Below are 23,140 nucleotides of genomic sequence, written 5' to 3'. Positions count from 1 at the left end.
ATGTCCGCAATCGACACGGCGCTGGAAAACGCGCAGGCAAAAATCGGCACCGAGGTCGGTGTCTCCAACTGGATCACCGTGGATCAGGCCATGATCGACACCTTCGCCGAAACAACCCATGACACGCAGTGGATTCACGTCGATCCGGAACGCGCGGCCAAGGAAACGCCGTTTGGTGGCGCCATCGCGCACGGGTTTCTGACCCTGTCGTTGGCCAGCCGCTTTGCCTATGACTGTTTCAACATGCTGCCCGGTCAGGTGATGGGTATCAACTACGGGTTCAACAAGCTGCGCTTTCTGAATCCGGTCCTTGCCGGGTCGCGTGTGCGCGGGCGGTTCGTTCTGAAAGATGTGCAGAAACGCAAACCCACCGAATTGCTGCGGACCAACAATCTGACCATCGAAATCGAAGGCGCTGAGATCCCCGCCCTTGTCGCCGAGTGGCTGGGCCTGGCTATCTTTGCCGACGAGAACAACGCATGATCGCACGGGATCGAAAATTCTGGATGGAGTCCCTGACCAGAAACGTTACAGTGCCCGAACCGACATGAGGGCAAAGGGGAATCCGACCCTTTCCCACGCCCTTCGTCTGCGGACGGCAACGCAATGGACATGTGATAGATGAAAAGCATTCTGGTTCTCAACGGTCCCAACCTGAACCTGTTGGGCACGCGGCAACCCGAGGTCTATGGCTCGACCACACTTGGCATGATCGAACAGTCCTGTGCCAAACATGGCGACACACTGGGGTTGTCTGTCACCTGCCTGCAATCGAACCACGAAGGCGTGCTGATCGACGCGATCCACGCAGCCAAAGGCAAACATGACGGGCTGATCCTGAATGCCGGGGCGCTGACACATACCTCCATCGCATTGATGGATGCGATCGCCTCGGTCGAATTGCCTCTGGTCGAACTGCATCTGTCCAACATCCACGCCCGGGAAGCATTTCGCCATAAATCCTATATCGCCCCTGTGGCGGTTGGTCAGATTTGCGGCTTTGGCGCCCATGGTTATATACTCGCCATTGAGGCGCTGAATGAGCACCTCAGCAAGGCTGAGCAGAAATGAGGCTTCGGAACTATCTTCACTACCTTTCCAATGTTCAGACATTGGAAGACCTCTGGTCGGCCCATACCGAGCAGATGGCCGACTATGGCTTTGACCGTCTGCTTTACGGTTTCACCCGGTTCCGGACGCAAACATCTCTGGGCGACCCCGAGGATTTCATCATCCTGACCAACCACAACCCCGATTACGTCGAGGGGTTCCTGCACAGCGGTCTTTATTTCCATGCTCCCATGTTGCAATGGGCGCTGAAAAACGAAGGGGCCGGCAGCTGGCGGATGATCAACCAGATGATGGAAAGTGAAACCATGACCCAGGACGAGCGCCGGGTCTATGATTTCAATGCCAAGATGAATGTGACGGTCGGCTATACGATCAGCTTTAAATCGATCTCGGCCCGCTCGAAAGGCGCCATTTCGTTGGCCGCCAAGGAAGGCATGACCCAGGACGAGGTGGATGAAATCTGGGCCCTGCACGGGCGCGACATCCACCTGATGAACAACATTGCCCATCTCAAGATCCTGACCCTGCCTTATTCTCCGCCCAACCGGGTCCTGACCAAACGACAGCGCGAGGCGCTGGAATGGGTCGGAGATGGGAAAACCACGCAGGATATCGCACTGTTGATGGGGCTGACATCGGCCACCGTGGAGAAACATTTGCGACTCGCGCGCGAATCTCTGGCAGTCGAAACAACGGCCCAGGCCGTTCTAAAAGCAGCTTTGCACAATCAGATGTTTGTGCTGGAAGCGTGATTAACCATATAAATTCGCTGGTTAAATACTGCCTCCAATTCACAAGTTTACGTGAGGTAAGGAATCCCCTACTTTCGTTACGTCACTTTTAATCGCAAAGTGACACTGTTCCGTGAGTGGTGGCTTTAGCCTGGGAACATCGGGAAACGATCCTTGATATTGCAAGGCTCTCTGACCTGTCCGGCCCGAGCGTGTATTGATCCACGCAAGGGTCGGAACCCCTAGACCGGCCCTGTCCATCCCCATAGCAATGGGCCGTCTTTACACGGGGTCGTGCATCTTGCGCGACCCCGTACTCACTGCCTCACAGATCAGAACGGAAAGACCACGCCGCGACGGGCCAATGCAATACGTGCGTCCGCATCTCGAATGCCCTAGGCTGGGGCGTGATCAGACCCCCATCCGGAGAACAGGACCATGTGTTTCTCAGCCGAGGCCAGCTTTGCCGCCAGTGCCATTCTTGTTCCTGTCGGGATTTACACGCTGAACACCGCCCGGACCGCAAATACCGCGTATCTGGCGTTTGCGTCTTTTCCTCTGTTCTTCGGGATACAGCAGGCGGTCGAAGGTTGGCTTTGGCTGACCATCCCGTCACAAACCCCGACGGCGACATATCTTCCAGCCATCGGATTTCTGTTCTTCGCCTATTTTCTCTGGCCTTTTCTGGTGCCCTATGCGACCTGGCGGGTTGAACCCGACAGGATGCGCCGCCGGGTCTTTGCGGGCTTTTGTCTTTTAGGGGTGTTTTTGGGGCTGTCCCTGTTTGTGCCCCTGCTTCAAGGACCGAAAGTTCTGCAGGTGGGTTTAGTCAAACAATCAATACTTTACGATCCGACCCTCATCTGGGATGGGGTCGTTTCGCGCACTGTTCTGCGCGTGGTCTATGCGATTGCCATCTGTGTGCCGATGATGCTGTCGTCAGACCGACAGGTGCAGATATTCGGCGTCCTGATCACCCTGTCCGTCATCGGCGGGTTCTGGTTTGCCGCCTATGCGTTCACGTCGATCTGGTGCTTTTTCGCGGCGCTTTTGTCGCTCTACATCCTGGTTGTGGTCCGGCGCCTTGAACCAGCTGCGGCGCGTGTCACCAATTGAAAAAGGGCGAGGCACCTAATGGTGCCCCGCCCCTCTTTGTAGCGATCGAAAAAAGGTTTATGCGCCAGCGGCCTTGGCCACCTCGGCTGCGAAATCTTCTTCTTTCTTCTCGATGCCTTCGCCCACTTCGAGACGCACGAAACCGGTGATGGTTACGCCCGCTTCGGCAGCGGCGGCCCCGACGGTCAGGTCGGGGTTGATGACAAACTGCTGATTCAGCAGGGTCACTTCGGCCATGTACTTCTTCATCCGGCCCACGATCATCTTTTCGATCACGGCCTCGGGCTTGCCGCTTTCGCGGGCGATGTCCATCTGAACCTGCTTTTCTTTTTCGACAACAGCCGGGTCCAAATCGTCTTCGTTCAACGACGCGGGGTTGGTGGCCGCGATGTGCATCGCAACCTGCTTGCCGAACGCTTCGTCACCGCCGGTCATGGCGACCAGAACGCCGATCTTGCCCATTCCGGGGGCTGCTGCGTTGTGGACATAGGCCACGACACTGCCGCCTTCGATCGTCGCCATGCGGCGCAGGCTCATGTTCTCACCGATTGTGGCGATGGCGTCGGTCAGGGTATCTTCGACCGATTTGCCGCCCAGATTGGCCGCTTTCAACGCGTCGATGTCGGAAACACCCAAGGCGGCATTGGCGATCTTGCCAACCATGCCCTGGAAATCGGCGTTTTTCGCGACAAAGTCGGTTTCCGAGTTCACTTCGACGGCGACGCCCTTGCCACCATCGACGACCACGGCCACCAGACCTTCGGCAGCGGTGCGACCGGATTTCTTGGCCGCTTTGGACAGACCCTTGGTGCGCAGCCAATCAACGGCCGCTTCCATGTCGCCATTGGTTTCGGTCAGTGCCTTCTTTGCGTCCATCATGCCTGCGCCGGTGCTGTCGCGCAGTTCTTTGACCATAGATGCTGTGATTGCCATTTTTGGCTCTCCTCAAATTCTTCTGTATCGGGGCAGGTACGCCCTGCCCCGCATGTCAAACCTGTGACAGGCGATCAGCCTTCAGCGGGTGCTTCGGCGGGGGCCTCTTCGGCAACCGCTTCTTCAACCGGCGCTTCTTCCATTGCGCCAAGGTCAACACCGGCCGCACCCAACTGGGCGCTCATGCCGTCAAGCGCTGCGCGCGATGCCAGATCGCAATAAAGCGAAATGGCGCGGGCCGCGTCGTCGTTGCCGGGGATGATGTAATCAACACCGTCAGGCGAACAGTTGCTGTCGACCACGGCCACAACCGGGATACCCAGCTTGTTGGCTTCTGCGATGGCCAGAGCCTCTTTCTTGACGTCGATGACGAACAGCAGGTCGGGAGTGCCGCCCATTTCACGGATGCCGCCCAGCGACGCCTGCAGTTTGCCCTGGTCGCGCTCCATGCCAAGACGTTCTTTCTTGGTCAGGCCTTCGAACCCGGTTTCCATCTGCTCGTCGATCTTCTTGAGACGGTTGATCGACTGCGAAACGGTTTTCCAGTTGGTGAGCGTGCCGCCCAGCCAACGGTGGTTCATGTAATACTGTGCCGATTTTTCGGCGGCTTCAGCGACCGGACCGGCGGCCTGACGCTTGGTGCCCACGAACAGGATGCGACCGCCCTTGGAAACGGTGTCGCGGATGGCCTGCAGCGCCTGATCCAGCATCGGAACAGTCTGTGTCAGGTCCATGATGTGGATGCCATTGCGCGCGCCGTAGATGAACGGCGACATGCGGGGGTTCCAACGCTGTGTCTGGTGACCAAAGTGAACGCCAGCTTCGAGCAGCTGACGCATGGTGAACTCAGGAAGAGCCATGCTTCTTTATCCTTTCCGGTTTCGCCTCGGCGGGGGTCTCAGAGCGGATGCTCCAACCGGCGGACCATATGGGGATGTCTCCCCCATTGGCCCAAACCCCGCCTGCGGGTTTGAATGGCGCGCGTATAAGTCAGCGCGGAACAAAGTGCAAGCGGTGTTTGACAGAACCTGATGCCGGTGCAACGCTTGAGTTTAGCCAATACGCCAAGAGGTGGAAAATGCCAGCCAACACCCTGCACTTCTGGTTCGAATTTGCATCCAACTATTCTTATCTGTCTGTCGAACGCATTGAAGACATGGCTGCCGCCAAGGGCGTGACCGTGGAATGGCACCCGTTCTTGCTGGGGCCGATCTTCAGGGCGCAGGGCTGGGACAGTTCCCCGTTCAACATTTATCCCGCCAAGGGCAAGTACGTCTGGCGCGATATGGAGCGGTTGACCAGGGCCCGCGGCCTTCCGCTGAGGGTGCCCGATCCTTTTCCGCAGAATTCCATTCTGGCCGCCCGCATCGCATTGGCCGCGCTGGAACACCCCCAAGGCAAAGCATTTTGCACGGCCGTCTATCGGGCAGAATTTGCACAGGGCAAGACAATTTCTGATCCACAGGTTCTGCGGGACGCGCTGTCCGGATCGGGGCTGAACCCTAATCTTATCGAGAGGGCCGACAACCCCGCCATCAAAGCGCGATTGAAGGACAACACCGAACGCGCCGTGGAACTTGGCATATTCGGCGCGCCGAGTTTCGTTGTCGGGGATGAATTGTTCTGGGGCGACGACCGTTTGGCTGATGCGATAGACATGGCCGCTGAATGAGATGTCTGGCCGCGTGTGGCGCCAATCGAAGGCACCGCATCACTGCGGGGTCTTTTCGCGATCCGCGATCGGGCCATGTAATTTTGACAACCGCCCCGCGTGTGCCGTGCGAATGACTTCTTCCACATGGGCGGCCAGCGTCTTGCGATCCGGGAAATCGGCCACCCGCACAGGGTCGTGGTAATGCACCTCGACCCGGCCCTGACGCGGTGTGGCCAGGGTTTTCAAAAGGTGCGGGCCAAACTCCATATCGCCCCACCAGCCATAAAACCGCGCCGGCGCGCCCTTGGGCGGAACAAAGACCACCGAAACCGGCTGAACCTGCATGAAATCACGCAGGTGATCCGAAAAAAACGCCGCAAAAAGCGTTGTTTTAAAAGGGAGAACCCGCAATCCATCTGTCGAGGTTCCTTCGGGAAAGAACAGCAACTTGTGACCCGCCAAAAGCCGGCCCTCAAACAGCTGTGTCTGCTCTTTCGCCTTTTTCGGGTTGCGCTCGATGAATACGGTCCCTGTTGCCCGCGCCAGCCAGCCGATGCCGGGCCAGTTGGCAACCTCGGACTTGGACACGAAATAGATCCGCTTGCGGGCGTTCAGCGCGAAGATATCTAGCCAAGAGGAATGGTTGGCCACCACCGCACCGCGGTCCCGCATCAGGCTGCCGGTGCTGGAAAATCCGATGCCCAAAAGGCGAAAGGCGTTCCGGCACACGAATTGGGTTATATGCGGCGTGACCGGCCGGTTCACTCCGCATAAGGGGCGTTCGACCAGACGCACCGCAAGCAGGATCGCCAAGGACCCAAAGACCAGCGTGCCGACCGTCCCGCCGCGCAGAACCACAAGGCCCCAGCCCAACGGGCCGATGTGCACCGGGTCCGGTGCCTCGTCATTGCCCCAGGTCTGATTCATCCGTCCTGCGCGCCCGTGTAGAGCCGTTTCTGTTTGGAGTTCATCATTTTCGTGTCCAGAATCAAACAGATATCGGTCGTGTTGAATGCGTGATCGACATAGGCGCCATCGCCCACAAAGCCCCCCAGACGCAGATAGGCCTTGATCAGCGCCGGCACTTGCAGCATCGCGGCCTTGCGATCCAGCGTTGAGGGGTCGATCAGGTTCATGCGCTGGTAATGCCCCTCAACCGCCCTGACCCGCAACTCGGCCGGCGCCAGGTGGCGATCGTGCAGCAGGGACAGCGGTTGCGCCAGGGCGTCCACGTCTGTCCCGTGAAAACTGGCTACACCGAACAGGATGTCGATGTCATGTTCATCGACATAGTCCGCCAGCGCATTCCACAGATGGAACATGGCCATGCCGCCGCGATAGTCGCGATGCAGGCAGGACCGCCCCAGTTCAAGCAGGCGCCGCCCACTGTCGAGCAGCGGCGCAAGGTCGTATTCGGTTTCAGAATAGAACCGCCCGGCCTGGCGTGCCTGCTCCTGTCGCAGTAGCCGATAGACACCGACAACCGCGCCCGTGGTATCGTCGGTCAACAGCATGTGATCGACAAACGGGTCGAACTGATCCCGTTCCAGCCCGCTGAGGTCATCCACCAATGCGCCGCCGCCGCCCAGTTCGCGCACGAACACGTCATAGCGCAACCGCTGCGCGGCGCGCAGATCGTCCTGGGATCGGGCGATTTTCACGGAAAAAGCGGGGCCTGCATCAGGCATTGGTGTGCGTCATTCATCTGTGTCCGGACATGGCGCGCTGATACCGCAGCCACGGCCGACTTGGCAACCGATTGTGACCGGGATCCCGCACGTCATTAACACTTCGTCAACCAGTTTCACGCATCAAAGACAGGCATCAATTCAACTTGGGTACCGTCAATGACAACCTTGCCCTGTTCGCGGAAATTTACCGTTATCTTGCCCGAGATGTTTGACTGTACCTGTCCGACACCCCATTCGGGGCACCCCGGGTGGCGCACCAGCATTCCTGGTGCAAGAATGGAATTCATGTCGGTCATCAATGGATCGTCCGGACTGGAGAAGTGTTATGGCAGACAGTAACGTCAATCTGGCCACTCTGATAGGGTCGCGTATCTGCCATGACCTGATCAGCCCGATCGGCGCCATAAACAACGGACTGGAACTGCTTGATCTGGCCGGGTCGGTCCAAGGCCCGGAGCTGGACCTGATCGCGGACAGCGTCGGCAACGCCGGGGCCCGTATCCGGTTCTTTCGGATCGCCTATGGCGCGGCCGGGTCCCAGGGCCTTGGCCGGTTGGAGGTGATCTCGGTTCTCAAGGACATCACCCGTGGCACGCGCCAGACCATTCAGTGGCTTCCCACCGACCCGCAACCGCGGTCGCAGGTGCGGATGACCTTTCTCGCGATCCAGTGCCTGGAAACGGCAATGCCCTATGGCGGGGATATTTCGGTCAATGTGGTCGAAGGACAATGGACCGTGTCGGGCGGGGCCGACAAGATCCTGTTCGACCCCGATCTGTGGGCCCGGCTGTCCGGCGAGGGCGGCATCGACGGCATCACGCCCGCGCAGGTGCAGTTCGCCTTGCTGCCACAGGTCGCCAAGGACGAAGGCCGCCCGGTCCATGTGGACCGGGATGACCATCGCGTGACCATCCGGTTCTAGGCGCGCACCGTCCCATCGCCGGAGACCAGATACTTGAAACTGGTCAATTGCTGCGCCCCCACCGGGCCGCGCGCGTGCATCTTGCCGGTGGCAATTCCGATTTCCGCCCCCATGCCGAATTCGCCGCCATCGGCAAACTGGGTCGAGGCGTTGTGCATCAGGATCGCACTGTCGAGCCGTTCAAAGAACCGGGCAACGGCGGCCGGATCCTCGGCGATGATGCAATCTGTGTGGTTCGACCCAAAGGTGCGGATATGGGCAATCGCCTCATCCACATCGGCAACCGGTTTGGCCGCGATGATCATGTCGAGGTATTCCCTGCCCCAATCCGCATCGGTGGCCGGCACGGTGCCGTCGATGTCGGCCAGCGGCCCCGCTGCGTGAACCTCGACCCCCTTGTCGACCAGCGCCGCGATCACGTCACGGCCCAGCGTATCGACAAGATCCTGATGGATCAGCAGGCATTCCGCCGCGCCGCATATCCCGGTCCGGCGGGTTTTTGCGTTCAGGACCACGTCCATCGCCTTTTTCGGATCGGCGGATTTGTCCAGATAGATGTGCACAATCCCTTCCAGGTGGGCAAAGACAGGCACGCGTGCCTCGCGCTGGACCAACCCGACAAGGCCCTTGCCGCCACGCGGCACGATCACGTCCACCGTGTCGATCATGGTCAGAAGTTCGGACACCGCCGCGCGGTCGCGTGTCGGGACCAGTTGGATCGCATCCTCGGGTAGGCCTGCGGCGCGCAGCCCCTCGACCAGACAGGCATGGATCGCGCCAGAGGAATGAAAACTTTCCGATCCGCCGCGCAGGATCACCGCATTGCCCGATTTCAGGCAGAGCGCACCGGCATCCGCCGTCACGTTGGGGCGGCTTTCATAGATCACGCCGATGACGCCCAAGGGTGTGCGTACCCGTTGAATGTGCAGCCCGCTGGGCATGTCCCATTCGGCGATGACCTGCCCCACCGGATCATCCTGATCGGCCACGGCGCGCAGCCCGTCGACCATGCCCTGAATGCGCGTCTCGTCCAGCATCAGCCGGTCCATCATCGCATCCGTCAGACCCTTGTCGCGGCCAAATTCCATGTCCCTGGCATTGGCGGCGATAATGTCGCTCCGGTGGGCCCAGACCGCATCGGCCGCCGCGTGCAGGGCGGCGCGCTTGGCCTCGGCCGGGGCAAAGGCCAGCTCTTGTGCTGCTGCTTTTGCGCGGGCCCCGATATCGGCCATCAACGCGGGAATGTTGTCCAGATCTTTCATTGCCATCCGCCTTTTTGCTCTGGGGGATCAGATTGCCATATCATCCCTGTGGATCAAAGCCGCCCGTCCCGGATACCCGAGGATTTCCTCGATCCGGTCCGATTGGCAGCCCTTGATGCTATCGGTTTCGGACGCCGTATAGCGGCTGAGCCCCTGGCCCAGCTTGCGCCCATCCATATCGAGGATTGCCACCGGATCGCCGCGCCCGAATTTACCCGAGACCGACAGGATACCCGCCGGCAGCAGGCTTTTGCCATTGCCAAGAGCGCGCGACGCGCCACCGTCCACGGTAATTTCACCGCGCGGCTTCATCGATGCGATCCAACGCTTGCGCGCGGCCTGCGGATCGCCCTGAGCCGTGAACCACGTCACCGGCGCGCCATTTTCAAGGTTTTTCAAGGGGTTCACGGGCGATCCTTCGGTAATCGCCATGCTGCATCCCGCGGCCACGGCCACCTTGGCGGCCATCAGTTTGGTCTTCATCCCGCCCTTGGACAGGCCCGATCCCGCATCGCCAGCCATCGCCTCGATCTCGGGCGTGATGGCATCGATCACGTCGAATCGTCTGGCATCCGGGTCCAGCGCGGGGTTTGCTGAATAGAACCCATCGACGTCCGAGAGCAGGATCAACAGATCCGCCCCGACCGTCACCGCCACCTGCGCGGCCAGTCGGTCGTTGTCGCCATAGCGGATTTCGTCCGTGGCGACGGTGTCGTTCTCATTCACGATCGGGACCACGCCCAGGCCCAGCAGGGTTTCCAGCGTCGCGCGCGAATTCAGATAGCGGCGTCGGTCGGCGCTGTCCTCAAGCGTGACCAGGACCTGACCGGTGACGATCTCATGCGGCGCCAATGCCTCTTCATAGGCGCGGGCCAATCGGATCTGACCGACGGCGGCAGCCGCCTGTGATTGTTCCAACGCAAGTTCGGCGCGCCCAAGCCCAAGAGCGCCGCGCCCAAGCGCGATCGACCCCGAGGACACAAGAATGACATCCACCCCCTGCCCGCGCAGCCACGCCACATCCTGTGCCAGCGAGCGCAGCCAGTCGGACCGAAGCGCCCCGGTTTTGCCATCCACCAACAAGGCCGAGCCGATCTTGACGACGACGCGGCGCGCGCTGCTCAGGGACGCCAAGGCTCTTCCTCCTGCTGGGGTTTATGGCGCAGCCGGTCCGCGTCGATCTGCGACCGCAAGGCGCGCAGCACCTCGGTCACGCCTTCGCGGCTGACCCCGGACATCATCATGACAGACCCGCCACAGGCCTGTTCCAGTTCCTTGCGCGCTTCGTCGCGTTCTTCGTCATCCAGCGCATCCACCTTGTTCAGCGCGGTGATGCGCGGCTTGTCGGCCAGATGCCCGCCATAGGCCTCAAGTTCGTGAATGATGGTGTGGTAATCTTCGGCAATCGTTTCAGAGGCGCCGTCGACCAGATGCAGCAGCACCGCACAGCGTTCCACATGCCCCAGGAACCGGTCGCCGATCCCACGCCCTTCGTGGGCACCGGCGATTAGGCCGGGAATGTCGGCAACGACAAATTCCACGTTATCCACGCCCACAACACCCAGGTTCGGGTGCAGCGTGGTGAACGGGTAATCGGCGATCTTGGGGCGCGCATTGGATGTGGCCGCCAGAAAGGTCGATTTGCCCGCGTTGGGCAGGCCCAGCAGGCCCACGTCGGCAATCAGTTTCAGGCGCAGCCACAGGGTGCGCTCGACCCCCTCCTGCCCCGGATTGGCCCGGCGCGGCGCCTGGTTGGTCGAGGATTTGAAATGCAGGTTTCCGAACCCGCCGTTGCCGCCCTTGGCCAGCAACACCCGCTGGCCGACCTCGGTCAGGTCGGCAATGACGGTTTCCTCATCCTCGTCCAGAATCTCGGTGCCCACGGGCACGCGCAGGATGATGTCGTCGCCATCCTTGCCGGTGCGCTGCTTGCCCATGCCGGGCTGACCGTTCTTGGCAAAGAAATGCTGTTGATAGCGGAAGTCGATAAGGGTGTTCAGCCCCTCGACCGCCTCGGCCCAGACAGACCCGCCATTGCCGCCATCGCCGCCATCGGGGCCACCGTATTCAATGTATTTTTCGCGCCGGAAACTGACGCAGCCACCGCCCCCACCGCCCGAGCGGATGTAGACCTTTGCGAGATCAAGAAATTTCATGTGCGTTCCCTATCGCAAAGGCCCCTTGGGCCACAATCAGAGTTTTCGGCTATAGGTCCAGGTGGGCACGGTTGCGTCCCGCGCCACCGAAAAGCTTTCGGCGTCGCCCAGATATTCGAACCCGCAGTGAATGAGAACCTGGGCCGAGGCCGGATTGTCCTGAAACACAGTGGCAAACATGGTGTCGTTCTTCATCGGGTTGGCCCCGACCATGGCGCTGACGGCCTCGGATGCCAATCCGGTGTTCCAGTAAACCGGCGCGACCCAATAGGCGACTTCGGACTGGTTGCGGCCCAGCTTTGTAAGCGAGATCAACCCCATGACTTCGCTGCCATTGGATTGTGAGCCGTCTATGGCCCAGATATCTTCGTCCCGCTCATCGACCTGCGCCCGGGAAATGAAGGCCTCGATCGAACCGGGCGGCAAGGGGTGCGGAATCGAACTGGTCATGCACGCAACGCGTTTGTCGCCCGCATACAACTCGATCAGGCCCAGGTCGGACTTGCGCAGAGGCCGCAGATTGAACCGTTCCGTTTCAATGACCGGCTGGATCGTTATTTTCTTCATTTCCATTGTCATGCTCCTCCTCCGAACAAAACGAAAAGCACCGATGCGACCGTGAGGCCGGCAAGGGTATACATCAAATAAGGTTCAGCTGGCGTTCCTGCGAGGGTGCGCGCGATGCGATCACCCGCAAGTGTCCAAATGGGATGCAGCGCCAACTGGCAAATCAACAATACAGACGCAATTGTTGCCGTTGCGATAAAGGGCGATGCGTCTGCCCCGACAAATCCGGTGAATCCGGCCACGATCATCGCCCAGGCCTTGGGGTTGAGCGGATGAACAACCAGACCGGCCATGAACCCCGGCGCAATGCCCGTGGCCTGACCCGGCGACAGGCGCAGGTTGGCCACCTTCCACGCCAGCCACATGATATAGGCCGCCGAAACCCATCTGAGGGTTTCAAAAACCCAAGGGGCGCGATCGGCCAGTTCCATCAACCCGAAACCGATGGGCCAGATGATCAGCTGCTTGCCCAGCACGACGCCCAGAACAAACGGCAGCGCCGCGCGAAACCCGAAACGCGCGCCCGTCGACAACAGCGCCATGTTCGCCGGGCCGGGTGTGCCCACCTGACTGGCCGCGAAAACCGCGAATGTCGTGACCGCAACGCTCATATCAGGCGCCCCGGGACTGTCTGGAGTGCCCGACGATCCTGTCGGGGATGGAAATAACGATCGTCATAATCCCCTCCTTTGATGTCGGGGCTTCAAGCAAAAAGAAAAAGGGACCGGCGTTTCCGCCGATCCCCTGAATTTTTCAACCACTCCGGGTACGGCTTACTCTGCGGCCTCCGCCGCTGGCAGGACCGAAATAAAGGTACGGCCCTTGAGACCCTTGTGGAACTTCACGGCGCCATCAACGGTTGCGAAGATCGTGTGATCCTTGCCCATGCCCACGCCTTCGCCCGGCCAGAACTTGGTGCCGCGCTGACGCACGATGATGTTGCCGGGGATGACGGCCTGACCGCCATAGAGTTTCACGCCAAGACGACGACCCGCGGAGTCGCGGCCGTTACGGGATGAACCACCTGCTTTTTTATGTGCCATCTGGTTTCTCCTTAGCCTTTAGCCAGTTCAGCGGCTTGCGCCAGCCAGTCATCGCGATCGATGCGGCCTTTGAACGACAGTTTCTCATCCATATCAGCCACATCTTCTGGCGTCCATGCTGCGATTTGGGCGAACGATGTCACACCCAGTGCGTGCAGTTTCTTGACGATCACCGGACCAACGCCGCTGATTTTTGTCAGATCGTCTGCGCCGGCGGCTGCTTTTGCCTTCGGGGCAGCCTTTGGCTTTTCAGCTTTTGGCTCAGCCTTGGGCGCGGCCTTTTTGGCGGGCTTGTTCGCTTCGGTTGCGGCAACCGCCACACCAGCAACAGAGCCAGCACCGATGGCAGCCTTGACGCCCGACTTGTCCGCGCCGGACGCCAGGATGTCGGTGACCTTGACCAGGGTCAGCTTCTGACGGTGACCCTTGGTGCGCTTGGAGCTGTGCTTACGACGGCGCTTGACGAAATGGATGACCTTTTCGCCTTTGATCTGATCGACCACTTCTGCCTGAACGCCAGCACCCGCAACCAGCGGTGCGCCGACAACGGTCTTGTCACCGCCCAGCATCAGAATGTCGTTGAATTGTACTGTTTCGCCAGCGTCCGCAGCCAGTTTTTCAACGCGGAGCATATCGCCCGCCTGAACCTTGTACTGCTTGCCACCGGTCTTGATGACCGCAAACATGCGTCTGTCCTTTTCTTTGCCGCGTTCTGTGGTCCCCGGATGGGTGTTTCGGCCTGTGGCCACCTGGAACAGCGCGCCCTATGGGCGTAATGAGTACGAAACCCGGCACGAGATTTCGGGCCGGGATGCGCGCTTATGGACAGATCATCATCGGCTGTCAACCGGTTTCAGGACCAAAAAGCGCGTTGCCGCACGCCCCGCCGGACAGGCTCAGAGGTCGCTGGATTGCATGGCCTGCGCCACTGCGCGCCCCATGTCATAATAGATGTCGCGATAGGCCTCGTCGAACCCCGCAAACAGCGCCGCGTTCAACGACAGGCCCGCCGGTGTTTCGCAATACCCTAGATAGGCCTCCATTTCCGAGGCGCTCAGCGGACCATAGGCAAGGAACAGGAACCGGTTCACCCAGTCGCGCGTGCTGGCGCGAATGTCGTCTTCCTGGCTCCAGACCTCGTCCAGAATGTCGCCGTCGCCCATGCGATCCCCACCGCCGTCGACCAGCCCCTTGAGGAACTGGTAATTCGACGCAAGGGCGCCGGCCACGTTATATTCGACCAGATCGTTGAGTTCGACAAAGCGCCGGATCGGCTCCAACCGGGCATCCGCGTCCTTGACGGCGGCCTCGAATGCCTCTTGCGCCATGTCATCCACGGCCGGATCGGCCATGGCCCGGCGTGCGGACAATTCCAGCTGCAATATCCGCTGGCCCGCGTCGGTTTCAAAAAACCGTATCGTCTGATCGATCTCAGCCGCGGTCATTCCGTCGGAAATGGCCTTGATCACCGCGCCCGATATCACCGAAGGGTCGTAAATCTGACTGACGCGCGTCCTGAAATAGGATCCGCCCGACCCGCCCAGGATATCGCGATCCAGCTCATCGCCATAGGTCAGACCTTCGATGCGCAACGTTGCGGCAACTTCGTCCAGCAGCAAGACCTGCCCCAATCGTTGCGCCGGAGCCTGCGCCATGGCGGCCGGGGCCGACACGGCGATCAGGACGGCGATCACGGCAAAAAACCGGCGGGGGAACAGCACCATGTCAGATGTCCTGCCCCGGGTGCAGGTCAGCCATGCGCGTGGCCAGAATTTCGAACCGGTTGGCCATGATTTCATACTGCACCGCATTCAGCAGCTCATAAACGCGCATCATCAACGGCTGTTCCAGCGCCTTGGCATAGTCGGTCAGTTCCGCGTCGGAAAACTCCTGATAGGTAAAGGCCGCCCCGGCAAGTGCCGATTGCTGGATCGCCATGCGCAACTGCCCTTCCTGCGCCTTGAGAAGGGCGCGCAACTCATCCGCATCGACCTTGAGGTCGACAACACCCGCGGCGCTGGCGGCCAGAAGAAACCGCACCTGCACCTCTTGCAGGGCCCGCACGCTGGAACCCGACACATCAATGGCCTTTTGCATCCGCTTGATGATCTCGATCCTGTCCGACCCCTCGCTGACAAGATCGGACACGATGGCCTGCCCCTTCTTGTTTTTCTCGGCATCGTCTTCGATCATGTGGCTTTCGTTTTCAGCCGCGACCAGACGCTGGCCCAGGTCGCTGGCATAAAACCCGGCCGCGTGGCCCAGCATGTCGTCGCTCAGGGTTTCTTCCAGGATATCCAGGGCGATCTTGCGCATCGTTGGCGTGTCGAACACCTCTTCGGAGACCCGCTTCCAATCGGCGCCAAAGGCATCGGGCTGCATGCCCAGCATCTTGGGCGCCGAAGCCGCCGAAAATGCGATACTATCCAGCGCCACGTCAAACCCGGTGACATTCAGAAATGCCTCGATCCGGGCCCTGTCGGCGGCACTGCCCCGCGTCGCGGCCAGCGACAGGAACAGAGCGCAGACCAGAAACGCGGTGACAACAAGGGTGAGGCGGGGCAAGCGAAGCATACGATAAACATGGGTCATGCCGGGAAAGGTAAGCTATTTCCACAGTTGGGCAACGGAAAATGACGGGATCGGCGGAACTGTGAGAAACTGGCCTTGCCAGCCCGAACAAACCCCGCTAAACGCACATCCCACAGACCCCCGCGGAGAGGTGCCGGAGTGGTCGAACGGGGCGGTCTCGAAAACCGTTGTGGGTGCAAGCCCACCCAGGGTTCGAATCCCTGTCTCTCCGCCACAATCCCCCCAGAACCAGTTTATGACGCGGCCTTCGGACGTGCCTTTGCGGCGCGCTGACGCCATTTCTGCAAGGGCCGGAAATGAAAAGCGGCGCCCCGGATCGCTCCGGAACGCCGCCCTGATTTTCAACGATACAGCCGTGGCTTACGCCAGATCAAAGCGATCCGCGTTCATCACCTTGGCCCAGGCGGCCACGAAGTCACGCACGAATTTCTCTTTCGAGTCATCCTGGGCATAGACCTCGGACAGGGCGCGCAGTTGCGAGTTCGAGCCAAAGACCAGATCGACACGGGTGCCGGTCCACTTCACCTCGTCACTGCCATGCGCACGGGCCTCATAGATGCCTTTTGCATCCGCCGACGGTTTCCAATCCGTGCCCGTATCCGTCAGGTTCACGAAAAAGTCGTTGGTCAGCGTGCCGGGACGATCGGTCAGAACGCCATGGCCGGACTGGTCATAGGTGGCCCCCAGGGCCCGCATGCCCCCCACCAGTACGGTCATTTCCGGTGCGGTCAGGGTCAGCAACTGGGCCTTGTCCACCAGCAGTTCCTCGGCCGAGACCGAATAATCGCCCTTGGTATAGTTGCGGAACCCGTCTGCGATCGGCTCAAGCACGTCAAAGGCTTCGGCGTCGGTCTGCTCGGCCGATGCGTCCATGCGGCCGGGCGCAAACGGCACCTCGACATCGTGGCCCGCGTCCTTGGCCGCCTTTTCGACCGCCGCAACACCGCCCAGCACGATCAGGTCGGCCAGCGACACTTTCTTGCCGCCGTTGGCCGAGCCGTTGAACGCACTCTGCACACCTTCCAGCGCGCCCAGCACCTTGGACAGCTGGTCCGGCTGGTTGACCTCCCAGTCCTTTTGCGGCGCAAGACGGACGCGCGCACCATTGGCACCGCCCCGCTTGTCCGACCCGCGGAAGGTCGAGGCCGAGGCCCAGGCCGTCAGAACGAGGTCCTGAACCGACAGGCCGGTGGCCAGGATCTTGCCCTTGAGATCGGCAATGTCGCCCGCGTCGATCAGCGGATGATCGACGGCCGGGATCGGGTCCTGCCAGATCAGCTCTTCGCTCGGCACTTCTTCGCCCAGGTAACAGCTGAGCGGGCCCATGTCGCGGTGGGTCAGCTTGAACCATGCACGGGCAAAGGCATCGGCGAATTCTTCCGGGTTTTCGTGGAAATGGCGCGAGATTTTTTCATAGGCCGGGTCCATCCGCATCGCGATGTCCGCGGTGGACATGAAGATCGGCACCTTCTTGGACGAATCCTCGGCGTCGGGGGCCATGTCCTCTTCCTGGATGTCCTTGGGTGTCCAGACCCAGGCACCCGCCGGGCTTTTGACCAGTTCCCATTCGTATTTGAACAGAACGTCGAAATAGCCCATGTCCCACTGGATCGGGTTCGATGTCCACGCGCCCTCAAGGCCGCTGGTGATGGTATCGCTGCCCTTGCCCGATTTGTAGCTGCTGAGCCAGCCAAAGCCCATCGCCTCGATCGGTGCGGCCTCGGGTTCGGGGCCGACGTGCGAAACGTCGCCCGCGCCGTGCATCTTGCCAAAGGTGTGGCCGCCTGCGGTCAGCGCGACGGTTTCGTAATCGTCCATCGCCATGCGCGCAAAGGTTTCGCGAATGTCACGCGCCGAGGCAAGCGGATCGGGGTTTCCGTCCGGGCCTTCGGGGTTCACATAGATCAGGCCCATCTGCACGGCGGCCAGCGGATCTTCCAGATCGCGATCGCCGGAATAGCGGCTTTGCTCGTGATCAGTGGTCGCCAGCCATTCGTCTTCGGACCCCCAATAGATGTCTTCCTCGGGCTCCCATACGTCGGCGCGGCCGCCGCCAAAGCCAAAGGTCTCACCGCCCATCGATTCAATGGCGCAGTTGCCCGCAAGGATCATCAGGTCGGCCCAGGAAATCTTGTTCCCGTATTTCTGCTTGATCGGCCACAGCAGGCGCCGCGCCTTGTCGAGGTTGCCATTGTCGGGCCAGCTGTTGAGAGGTGCAAAGCGCTGCGTTCCCGAGGTGGCGCCGCCACGGCCATCGCCGGTCCGGTAGGTGCCCGCACTGTGCCAGGCCATGCGGATGAACAGGCCGCCATAGTGACCGTAATCCGCCGGCCACCAGTCCTGTGAATCAGTCATCAGCGCATAGAGATCTTTCTTGAGCGCCTTCAGGTCGAGCTTTTTGAACTCTTCGGCATAATTGAACGCTTGACCCATCGGGTCGGACTTGGCCGAATTCTGGTGCAGCATTTTCAGGTTCAGCTGGTTCGGCCACCAATCGCGATTCGACGCGCCTTTGCCTGTCGTTTTCGGGTTCACCCCGTGCATCACCGGGCATTTCCCTGCGTTGGGGACATCATTTCCGTCCATTTTACTCTCCGATCCTGGCTGCAATGGTTCATCTGTTAAGGCGAAAAGGTCGTTGAAATGTCCCCCCAAACCCGTCCGCACCGTTGGTGACGACGCGTCGTCAACCCGATGCCTCGGCAAATGTCACAACGAATTTACCGCTGAGCCAGCCTGCCGTCGGTCGTGGTCGGGATATGATCAACTCCTCATCATGCGCGGAGCATATCAAACTTTTAGAATTGGTTTAAGTTGCATTTCCTGATCGTTGCAATAACTTTAATTTATGAAAAACGTCACTCTCCGACAACTTCGCTATTTCGAAGCGCTGGCCCATCACGGCCATTTCGGTCGCGCGGCCGACGTCTGCTCGATTTCCCAGCCTGCCCTTTCCATCCAGATCAAGGAACTTGAGCAATCGCTGGGCATGGTCCTGTTCGAACGGGCCGCCCGACAGGTCCGGCTGACCGGGTTCGGAGAGGAATTCGCCGTCCGCGTGCGGGAAATCCTGCGCTCGGTCGATGAGTTGGAGGACCTGGCGCGCACCTCGCGGGATCAGATGGCAGGCCGTTTGCGCATTGGTGTCATCCCGACCATTGCGCCCTATCTGCTGCCCACGATCATCGGCAATCTGAACCGGATGCACGCAGGCCTTGATATCCGCGTGCGCGAAACGGTGACACCAAAACTGATCAAGGAACTGGCCGAAGGGCGGCTGGACACGGCCATCGTCGCCCTGCCCGTTTCAGAACCCGCATTCACCGAAGTGGCCCTGTTTTCCGAAGATTTCGTTCTGGTCCGTCCCGACGAGGATGCGGACAAACCAGTGCCCACTGCGGACAGTTTGCGTGAGATGCGCCTGTTGTTGCTGGAGGAAGGGCATTGTTTTCGCGATCAGGCACTTTCGTTCTGCAACATCCACTCGGCTCTGCCACGGGAACTTCTGGATGCCAGCTCGCTGTCGACGCTGGTTCAGATGGTCAGCGCGGGGATCGGCGTGACGCTGATCCCGGAAATGGCCGTGCCGGTCGAGACACGCTCGGCTTCGGTGTCTCTGGCGCGGTTTGACGGGCCGCAACCGTCCCGGTCGATCGGCATGATCTGGCGCAAGACCAGCCCGCTGGCCAAACAGCTTTTGCAGATTTCCGAGATCGTGCGCGACTCGGCCATGGCCCTGCGCGCAAAATACGGTCAACTGTCGCCAGCATCCTCTGCGGCTCCGGAACTGTCCTGATCACCTTCTGAACGCTGGCGGGCCTTTTCAAGAAAGGCGACGGTTTCCTCATCACTCAGCTGGTGGAAATCGCGGTAAAAGGCGCCCACGCCCCAGAATTGCGGCGCCGGATCAAGGCAGAGCACATCATCGGCGAGGGCCTCGATTTCAGGCAATGCCGAAAGCGGCGCAACCGGAAGCGCAACGATGATACGGGCCGCGCCCTGACGTTTCAGCGCCTTCAGCGCGGCCTTCATCGTCGCCCCCGTGGCCAGCCCGTCGTCAACGACAATCGCCGTGCGCCCGGTGGGCGAGATACGCGGATGCGCCCCGGTATAAAGACCACGCCGCCGCTCCAGTTCGTCCAACTGCTCGCTGCGCGCCGCGGCGAGATAGGCGTCGTCGGCCCCGGTCATGCGCATGACGTCCCGGTTCAGCACCATTTCGGGCGGGTCCCCTTCGACAATGGCGGCCAGGGCCAGTTCGCGATTGCCCGGCGCCCCGATCTTGCGCACAAGAACCACATCCATTTCGGCGTGCAAATGCTCTGCCACCTCAAAGGCCACCGGCACCCCGCCGCGCGGCAGCGCATAGACGACGGGATTATCCAGTGCCATTTGTTCCAGCCGGTCGGCCAGTTTTCGCCCCGCGTCGGCCCGGTTTTCAAATATCATGCCACCCTCCCCTTTCCTGTTCCGATGGCGCCCATGCCCCGGCTCGCCACCAACCAGATTTGCCCCAGAACCAGCGGCACCAGGCTGGCGCCCATGGCCAACGCCAGTTGCGACTGGTTCATATGACCAAGCTGCAGCACCTGGGCGGCGGCAGGGACATAGAATGCCAGAGCCAGAAGCCCGAGGCAAAACACCAAGGCTGCGTAAACGAACGGGTTGCGCGTCACGCTGTTGACCAAAGGCCCCTCGTCACGCGTGCGCATGTTGAACACATGCCACAGCTGCCCCAGCGCCAGCGTCAGAAACGCCACCGCCGCCGCATCGACAGCAGGCAGGTCAAAGCGGTGCAACGCGATCTGGAACGCCCCAAGGGTTGCGGCGGTGATCAACACACCGAATACCACGATGTCGACCCATTGCGCCGCCCCCACGATCCGCTCGGCAGGGTCGCGCGGGGGGCGTTTCATCACGCTTTTGTCGCCTTCGTTCAACCCAAGGGCAAAGGCCGGAAAGATGTCCGTGACGATATTCAGAAACAGGATTTGAAGCGGGATCAGCGGCGCCGGAAGACCTGCGGAAATGGCCAGCCCAACCACCAGAATCTCGCTGAAATTGCAGGACATCAGGTAAATCACGAAGCGGCGGATATTGCCAAATATGATTCGCCCCTGCCGCATGGCCGCGATGATCGAGGAAAACGCATCGTCCTTGAGGATGACATCCGCCGCATCGCGCGCCACCTGGGTGCCGCGCAGCCCCATGGCAACGCCGATGTCGGCCTGTTTCAGGGCGGGCGCATCGTTCACCCCATCCCCCGTCATGGCCACGATGTGACCGGCGTCCTGGTAATGGCGCACCAGCCGCAGCTTGGTTTCCGGTGACACGCGGGCAAACACATCGGCCCTGGCCACAAGATCGCGCCCGGCATCTGCGGGGTGTGCACTGGCCAGATCACGCAGATCGGTTTCCGACAGGGCGACAACCTCGCCATCATCCCCCAGCCCGGCTTGTGCCGCGATTTCGCTGGCCGTCGCCACATGATCCCCGGTCATCATTACAACCCGCACTCCCGCCGTGTGGCATTCGGCAATGGCAGCGGGCACATCCGCGCGCAGCGGGTCAAGCAGGGCAACAAACCCGACCAGTGTCAGCCCGTCAAACGGCGGCTCTTCGGCCCCTTCGACGCGTTTGAATGCAACCCCGATCAGGCGATAGCCCTGACTGGCCGAGGCATCGATCCGCGCCACCCAGTCTTTGCGCGCACTGGGCGTGACAGGGTGCACCCCCTTGTCTGTCAGCGCCTGCGAGGCGTGGTCCAGCACGCTTTCGGGCGATCCTTTGACCGCCACCAAAACGCCGCTGCCATCCCGGTGCATCGTCGCCATCATCTTGAGATCAGGATCGAAGGGAAATTTCGCAATCTCGTCCTGGCCTTGGCTGAGAGCGGACTGCGTCAGCCCGACAGTGGCCCCTACCTCAAGAAGGGCAAGCTCCATGGGATCGCCCACACCTGCGCCATCCGTCGCCCGCCCGGATTGTTCGGCCGAATTGCACAGCACCCCGATTTCCAGCGCGCGCCGCAGAGCTGGATCATCCCCGACGTCATCTTCGCCGATCCGGGTGGCATCCACCGCGCGATCCTCCAGCAGAATGTGGGTGACCGTCATCCGGTTTTCCGTCAGAGTGCCGGTCTTGTCGGTCAGAACAAGGGTCGTGGCCCCGAGTGTCTCAACGGCGGACAGGTTTTCGATCAGCGTGTTGCGCCGCGCCATGCGCAACAACCCGCGCGCCAGGGCCAGGGTCGCCACCACTGGCAGCCCTTCGGGCACCGCGGCCACGGCCAGCGCAATGGCGGTTTCCATCATGTCGACCAAAGCCAGACCACGCAGATACCCGGCCACCGCGATCAGCGCCGACAGGGCGATGGTAATCAGAACCAGGGTCTGGCCCAGCCGATCGAGCCGCTTTTCCAGCGGATAGGATTTGGGCGCAGCGGTCTGAACAAGGGTGCTGATGCGGCCCAGTTCGGTATCGGCCCCGGTCATCGCCACCAGACCCAGCCCCTGACCGCGCGTGACGGCCGTACCCTTGAAGCCCATGTTCGTACGGTCGGCAAGCGGCGCGTCACCAGCTAGGGCATCGATGGTTTTGTCCACCGGTGCCGATTCACCCGTCAGGGCCGAATCGTCGCATTGCAGGCTGTCCGCCTCGATCAGGCGCAGATCGGCTGGCACCACATCGCCCGCCTCAAGCACCACGATATCCCCCGGTATCAGGTCCTGCACCGGAACCATGAACGACCGCCCGTCCCGCCGTACCCGCGCCGTGATCGCGGTCAGCTCAAAAAGCGCCTCCATCGAGCGGACCGCGTTCCAGCTGGTGAAAAACCCAAGCGCCGTGTTGATGAGCAATACACACAGGATGGCAATCGCCTCGGGGAGGTCGCCGACAAAGGCAGACAATCCCGCCGCAGCGGCCAGCAGCCAGACGATAACGCTGCGGACTTGATCGCCCAGAAGAGAGAACAGACTGCGCCGTTTCTGACGCTCCAGCCGGTTCGCACCGTAGATCCTTTTCCGGCGCGCAGCCTCGGACGCCGACAGGCCGGTCACGGGATCAACCGACAGGATCGCAGCGCTGTCCAGGGGCGATTGCGCATGCAACGCCGACCGTTTGGCCGCCATGGCGCTGTCATCCGGTTTTCTCCGGGCAGGACGCGTCAGCATGGCCACCCCCGCGCCGGACCGGCGGGCGCGACCTTTTCCGGCCCATTGGCAAGGCTGGTGTGCTGGCGGATCATTCCGCTTCTCCTGACTATCCTGATTGAAACCTGCCATCCCGGAACACCCGGTGCATTGAGTGAGATCAAGGTGTTGCCAATCAGCGGGCCTATGCCCGATATCCGGCCATGTCAAAGCGGGACGAAATGCGCCGACCCCACCGGTCAATCCCA

General features: G+C 60.9%; 24 protein-coding genes and 1 tRNA gene. 8 read left to right on the top strand and 17 right to left on the bottom strand.

Annotated features, from left to right (window positions below):
• The 4 genes from ACXYMO_RS01475 (at window position 1) to ACXYMO_RS01460 (ending at window position 2,918) form a co-directional block, all read left to right on the top strand.
• The gene (locus ACXYMO_RS01475) at window positions 1-483 is read left to right on the top strand and encodes a MaoC family dehydratase (RefSeq protein ID WP_458876870.1); all 483 of its coding nucleotides are present in this window, start codon (window positions 1-3) and stop codon (window positions 481-483) included.
• 138 nt (window positions 484-621) lie between these two features.
• Window positions 622-1,071, top strand: a complete 450-nt coding sequence (aroQ, locus tag ACXYMO_RS01470) for a type II 3-dehydroquinate dehydratase (protein ID WP_458876869.1) — start codon at window positions 622-624, stop codon at window positions 1,069-1,071.
• Entirely contained in the window at window positions 1,068-1,823 is a 756-nt protein-coding gene (locus ACXYMO_RS01465) for a helix-turn-helix transcriptional regulator (protein ID WP_458876868.1), read from the top strand. The genes aroQ and ACXYMO_RS01465 overlap by 4 nt, the downstream gene beginning before the upstream one ends.
• A gap of 417 nt (window positions 1,824-2,240) precedes the next feature.
• Complete coding sequence (locus tag ACXYMO_RS01460) at window positions 2,241-2,918, top strand: DUF6629 family protein (RefSeq protein WP_458876867.1); 678 nt, start codon at window positions 2,241-2,243, stop codon at window positions 2,916-2,918.
• Window positions 2,919-2,975: 57 nt separating this feature from the next.
• Here ACXYMO_RS01460 and tsf read toward each other — a convergent pair whose 3' ends face one another.
• Window positions 2,976-3,851 carry a translation elongation factor Ts gene (tsf, locus tag ACXYMO_RS01455; RefSeq protein ID WP_458876866.1) on the bottom strand — a complete coding sequence of 292 codons (876 nt, stop codon included), beginning with the start codon at window positions 3,849-3,851 and terminating at the stop codon, window positions 2,976-2,978.
• A 74-nt stretch (window positions 3,852-3,925) separates the two neighbouring features.
• Window positions 3,926-4,711 (bottom strand): 30S ribosomal protein S2, encoded by a 786-nt coding sequence (gene rpsB, locus ACXYMO_RS01450; protein ID WP_458876865.1) that lies wholly within the window; start codon window positions 4,709-4,711, stop codon window positions 3,926-3,928.
• Between the two features lie 218 nt (window positions 4,712-4,929).
• Here rpsB and ACXYMO_RS01445 point away from each other — a divergent pair, with 218 nt between their 5' ends.
• Window positions 4,930-5,523 carry a DsbA family protein gene (locus ACXYMO_RS01445; RefSeq protein WP_458876864.1) on the top strand — a complete coding sequence of 198 codons (594 nt, stop codon included), beginning with the start codon at window positions 4,930-4,932 and terminating at the stop codon, window positions 5,521-5,523.
• 39 nt (window positions 5,524-5,562) lie between these two features.
• Here ACXYMO_RS01445 and olsA read toward each other — a convergent pair whose 3' ends face one another.
• The 3 genes from olsA to ACXYMO_RS01430 form a co-directional block, all read right to left on the bottom strand.
• Window positions 5,563-6,432, bottom strand: a complete 870-nt coding sequence (gene olsA / locus ACXYMO_RS01440; RefSeq protein WP_458876863.1) for a lyso-ornithine lipid O-acyltransferase — start codon at window positions 6,430-6,432, stop codon at window positions 5,563-5,565.
• A complete protein-coding gene (gene olsB / locus ACXYMO_RS01435; RefSeq protein WP_458876862.1) occupies window positions 6,429-7,193 on the bottom strand; it encodes an L-ornithine N(alpha)-acyltransferase in 765 nt (254 codons plus the stop codon). The genes olsA and olsB overlap by 4 nt, the downstream gene beginning before the upstream one ends.
• Before the next feature lie 116 nt (window positions 7,194-7,309).
• Window positions 7,310-7,492, bottom strand: a complete 183-nt coding sequence (locus ACXYMO_RS01430) for a DUF3553 domain-containing protein (protein ID WP_458876861.1) — start codon at window positions 7,490-7,492, stop codon at window positions 7,310-7,312.
• 29 nt (window positions 7,493-7,521) lie between these two features.
• On the opposite strand from ACXYMO_RS01430, the gene ACXYMO_RS01425 reads away from it, so the two are divergent.
• Window positions 7,522-8,118: a histidine phosphotransferase family protein gene (locus ACXYMO_RS01425; protein ID WP_458876860.1), complete on the top strand. Its 597-nt coding sequence runs from the start codon at window positions 7,522-7,524 to the stop codon at window positions 8,116-8,118.
• Here the strand turns inward: ACXYMO_RS01425 and ACXYMO_RS01420 are convergent.
• From ACXYMO_RS01420 to ACXYMO_RS01380, 9 genes are all read right to left on the bottom strand, one after another.
• The gene (locus tag ACXYMO_RS01420; protein ID WP_458876859.1) at window positions 8,115-9,380 is read right to left on the bottom strand and encodes a glutamate-5-semialdehyde dehydrogenase; all 1,266 of its coding nucleotides are present in this window, start codon (window positions 9,378-9,380) and stop codon (window positions 8,115-8,117) included. The two genes, ACXYMO_RS01425 and ACXYMO_RS01420, sit on opposite strands and share 4 nt — an antisense overlap.
• A 27-nt stretch (window positions 9,381-9,407) precedes the next feature.
• Window positions 9,408-10,514 (bottom strand): glutamate 5-kinase, encoded by a 1,107-nt coding sequence (gene proB, locus ACXYMO_RS01415; RefSeq protein WP_458876858.1) that lies wholly within the window; start codon window positions 10,512-10,514, stop codon window positions 9,408-9,410.
• The gene (obgE, locus tag ACXYMO_RS01410; protein ID WP_458876857.1) at window positions 10,502-11,536 is read right to left on the bottom strand and encodes a GTPase ObgE; all 1,035 of its coding nucleotides are present in this window, start codon (window positions 11,534-11,536) and stop codon (window positions 10,502-10,504) included. Before obgE ends, proB begins: the two co-directional genes overlap by 13 nt.
• A 36-nt stretch (window positions 11,537-11,572) precedes the next feature.
• On the bottom strand, window positions 11,573-12,109 hold the full coding sequence (locus tag ACXYMO_RS01405) for a GNAT family N-acetyltransferase (RefSeq protein WP_458876856.1): 537 nt from the start codon (window positions 12,107-12,109) through the stop codon (window positions 11,573-11,575).
• Between the two features lie 2 nt (window positions 12,110-12,111).
• On the bottom strand, window positions 12,112-12,714 hold the full coding sequence (locus ACXYMO_RS01400; RefSeq protein ID WP_458876855.1) for a LysE family translocator: 603 nt from the start codon (window positions 12,712-12,714) through the stop codon (window positions 12,112-12,114).
• A 162-nt stretch (window positions 12,715-12,876) separates the two neighbouring features.
• The gene (rpmA, locus tag ACXYMO_RS01395) at window positions 12,877-13,146 is read right to left on the bottom strand and encodes a 50S ribosomal protein L27 (protein WP_458876854.1); all 270 of its coding nucleotides are present in this window, start codon (window positions 13,144-13,146) and stop codon (window positions 12,877-12,879) included.
• An 11-nt stretch (window positions 13,147-13,157) separates the two neighbouring features.
• Entirely contained in the window at window positions 13,158-13,832 is a 675-nt protein-coding gene (locus tag ACXYMO_RS01390) for a 50S ribosomal protein L21 (protein ID WP_458876853.1), read from the bottom strand.
• 210 nt (window positions 13,833-14,042) lie between these two features.
• A complete protein-coding gene (locus ACXYMO_RS01385; protein ID WP_458876852.1) occupies window positions 14,043-14,870 on the bottom strand; it encodes a DUF2059 domain-containing protein in 828 nt (275 codons plus the stop codon).
• A gap of 1 nt (window position 14,871) precedes the next feature.
• Window positions 14,872-15,738, bottom strand: a complete 867-nt coding sequence (locus ACXYMO_RS01380; RefSeq protein WP_458876851.1) for a DUF2059 domain-containing protein — start codon at window positions 15,736-15,738, stop codon at window positions 14,872-14,874.
• 124 nt (window positions 15,739-15,862) lie between these two features.
• Between ACXYMO_RS01380 and ACXYMO_RS01375 the strand changes: the two genes are divergently transcribed.
• Window positions 15,863-15,952 (top strand) — tRNA-Ser (locus ACXYMO_RS01375).
• A 146-nt stretch (window positions 15,953-16,098) separates the two neighbouring features.
• Here the strand turns inward: ACXYMO_RS01375 and katG are convergent.
• Window positions 16,099-18,324 carry a catalase/peroxidase HPI gene (gene katG, locus ACXYMO_RS01370; RefSeq protein ID WP_458876850.1) on the bottom strand — a complete coding sequence of 742 codons (2,226 nt, stop codon included), beginning with the start codon at window positions 18,322-18,324 and terminating at the stop codon, window positions 16,099-16,101.
• Between the two features lie 262 nt (window positions 18,325-18,586).
• On the opposite strand from katG, the gene ACXYMO_RS01365 reads away from it, so the two are divergent.
• Window positions 18,587-19,534, top strand: coding sequence for a LysR substrate-binding domain-containing protein (locus tag ACXYMO_RS01365; RefSeq protein WP_458876849.1), 948 nt, complete (start codon window positions 18,587-18,589; stop codon window positions 19,532-19,534).
• Here the strand turns inward: ACXYMO_RS01365 and ACXYMO_RS01360 are convergent.
• Both ACXYMO_RS01360 and ACXYMO_RS01355 read right to left on the bottom strand, forming a co-directional pair.
• The gene (locus ACXYMO_RS01360) at window positions 19,492-20,187 is read right to left on the bottom strand and encodes a phosphoribosyltransferase (RefSeq protein WP_458876848.1); all 696 of its coding nucleotides are present in this window, start codon (window positions 20,185-20,187) and stop codon (window positions 19,492-19,494) included. The genes ACXYMO_RS01365 and ACXYMO_RS01360 overlap by 43 nt on opposite strands.
• Complete coding sequence (locus tag ACXYMO_RS01355; RefSeq protein ID WP_458876847.1) at window positions 20,184-22,913, bottom strand: cation-translocating P-type ATPase; 2,730 nt, start codon at window positions 22,911-22,913, stop codon at window positions 20,184-20,186. Before ACXYMO_RS01355 ends, ACXYMO_RS01360 begins: the two co-directional genes overlap by 4 nt.
• Between the last annotated feature and the right edge of the window lie 227 nt (window positions 22,914-23,140).

The sequence above is a fragment of the Arenibacterium sp. CAU 1754 genome (assembly GCF_054482635.1).
The sequence above is the reverse complement of the archived record's forward strand: the minus strand, read 5'-3'. Positions and strand labels throughout refer to the sequence as shown.

Coding starts and splice junctions, on each gene's coding strand:
- ACXYMO_RS01460 (WP_458876867.1), top strand. CDS start 2,241: ATGTGTTTCTCAGCCGAGGCCAGCTTTGCCGCCAGTGCCATTCTTGTT.
- ACXYMO_RS01365 (WP_458876849.1), top strand. CDS start 18,587: ATGAAAAACGTCACTCTCCGACAACTTCGCTATTTCGAAGCGCTGGCC.
- katG (WP_458876850.1), bottom strand. CDS start 18,324: ATGGACGGAAATGATGTCCCCAACGCAGGGAAATGCCCGGTGATGCAC.
- olsA (WP_458876863.1), bottom strand. CDS start 6,432: ATGAATCAGACCTGGGGCAATGACGAGGCACCGGACCCGGTGCACATC.
- ACXYMO_RS01475 (WP_458876870.1), top strand. CDS start 1: ATGTCCGCAATCGACACGGCGCTGGAAAACGCGCAGGCAAAAATCGGC.
- olsB (WP_458876862.1), bottom strand. CDS start 7,193: ATGCCTGATGCAGGCCCCGCTTTTTCCGTGAAAATCGCCCGATCCCAG.
- ACXYMO_RS01380 (WP_458876851.1), bottom strand. CDS start 15,738: ATGACCCATGTTTATCGTATGCTTCGCTTGCCCCGCCTCACCCTTGTT.
- ACXYMO_RS01385 (WP_458876852.1), bottom strand. CDS start 14,870: ATGGTGCTGTTCCCCCGCCGGTTTTTTGCCGTGATCGCCGTCCTGATC.
- rpmA (WP_458876854.1), bottom strand. CDS start 13,146: ATGGCACATAAAAAAGCAGGTGGTTCATCCCGTAACGGCCGCGACTCC.
- ACXYMO_RS01425 (WP_458876860.1), top strand. CDS start 7,522: ATGGCAGACAGTAACGTCAATCTGGCCACTCTGATAGGGTCGCGTATC.
- ACXYMO_RS01420 (WP_458876859.1), bottom strand. CDS start 9,380: ATGAAAGATCTGGACAACATTCCCGCGTTGATGGCCGATATCGGGGCC.
- ACXYMO_RS01390 (WP_458876853.1), bottom strand. CDS start 13,832: ATGTTTGCGGTCATCAAGACCGGTGGCAAGCAGTACAAGGTTCAGGCG.
- ACXYMO_RS01445 (WP_458876864.1), top strand. CDS start 4,930: ATGCCAGCCAACACCCTGCACTTCTGGTTCGAATTTGCATCCAACTAT.
- tsf (WP_458876866.1), bottom strand. CDS start 3,851: ATGGCAATCACAGCATCTATGGTCAAAGAACTGCGCGACAGCACCGGC.
- ACXYMO_RS01465 (WP_458876868.1), top strand. CDS start 1,068: ATGAGGCTTCGGAACTATCTTCACTACCTTTCCAATGTTCAGACATTG.
- ACXYMO_RS01400 (WP_458876855.1), bottom strand. CDS start 12,714: ATGAGCGTTGCGGTCACGACATTCGCGGTTTTCGCGGCCAGTCAGGTG.
- ACXYMO_RS01405 (WP_458876856.1), bottom strand. CDS start 12,109: ATGGAAATGAAGAAAATAACGATCCAGCCGGTCATTGAAACGGAACGG.
- obgE (WP_458876857.1), bottom strand. CDS start 11,536: ATGAAATTTCTTGATCTCGCAAAGGTCTACATCCGCTCGGGCGGTGGG.
- rpsB (WP_458876865.1), bottom strand. CDS start 4,711: ATGGCTCTTCCTGAGTTCACCATGCGTCAGCTGCTCGAAGCTGGCGTT.
- ACXYMO_RS01355 (WP_458876847.1), bottom strand. CDS start 22,913: ATGCTGACGCGTCCTGCCCGGAGAAAACCGGATGACAGCGCCATGGCG.
- ACXYMO_RS01360 (WP_458876848.1), bottom strand. CDS start 20,187: ATGATATTTGAAAACCGGGCCGACGCGGGGCGAAAACTGGCCGACCGG.
- ACXYMO_RS01430 (WP_458876861.1), bottom strand. CDS start 7,492: ATGACCGACATGAATTCCATTCTTGCACCAGGAATGCTGGTGCGCCAC.
- aroQ (WP_458876869.1), top strand. CDS start 622: ATGAAAAGCATTCTGGTTCTCAACGGTCCCAACCTGAACCTGTTGGGC.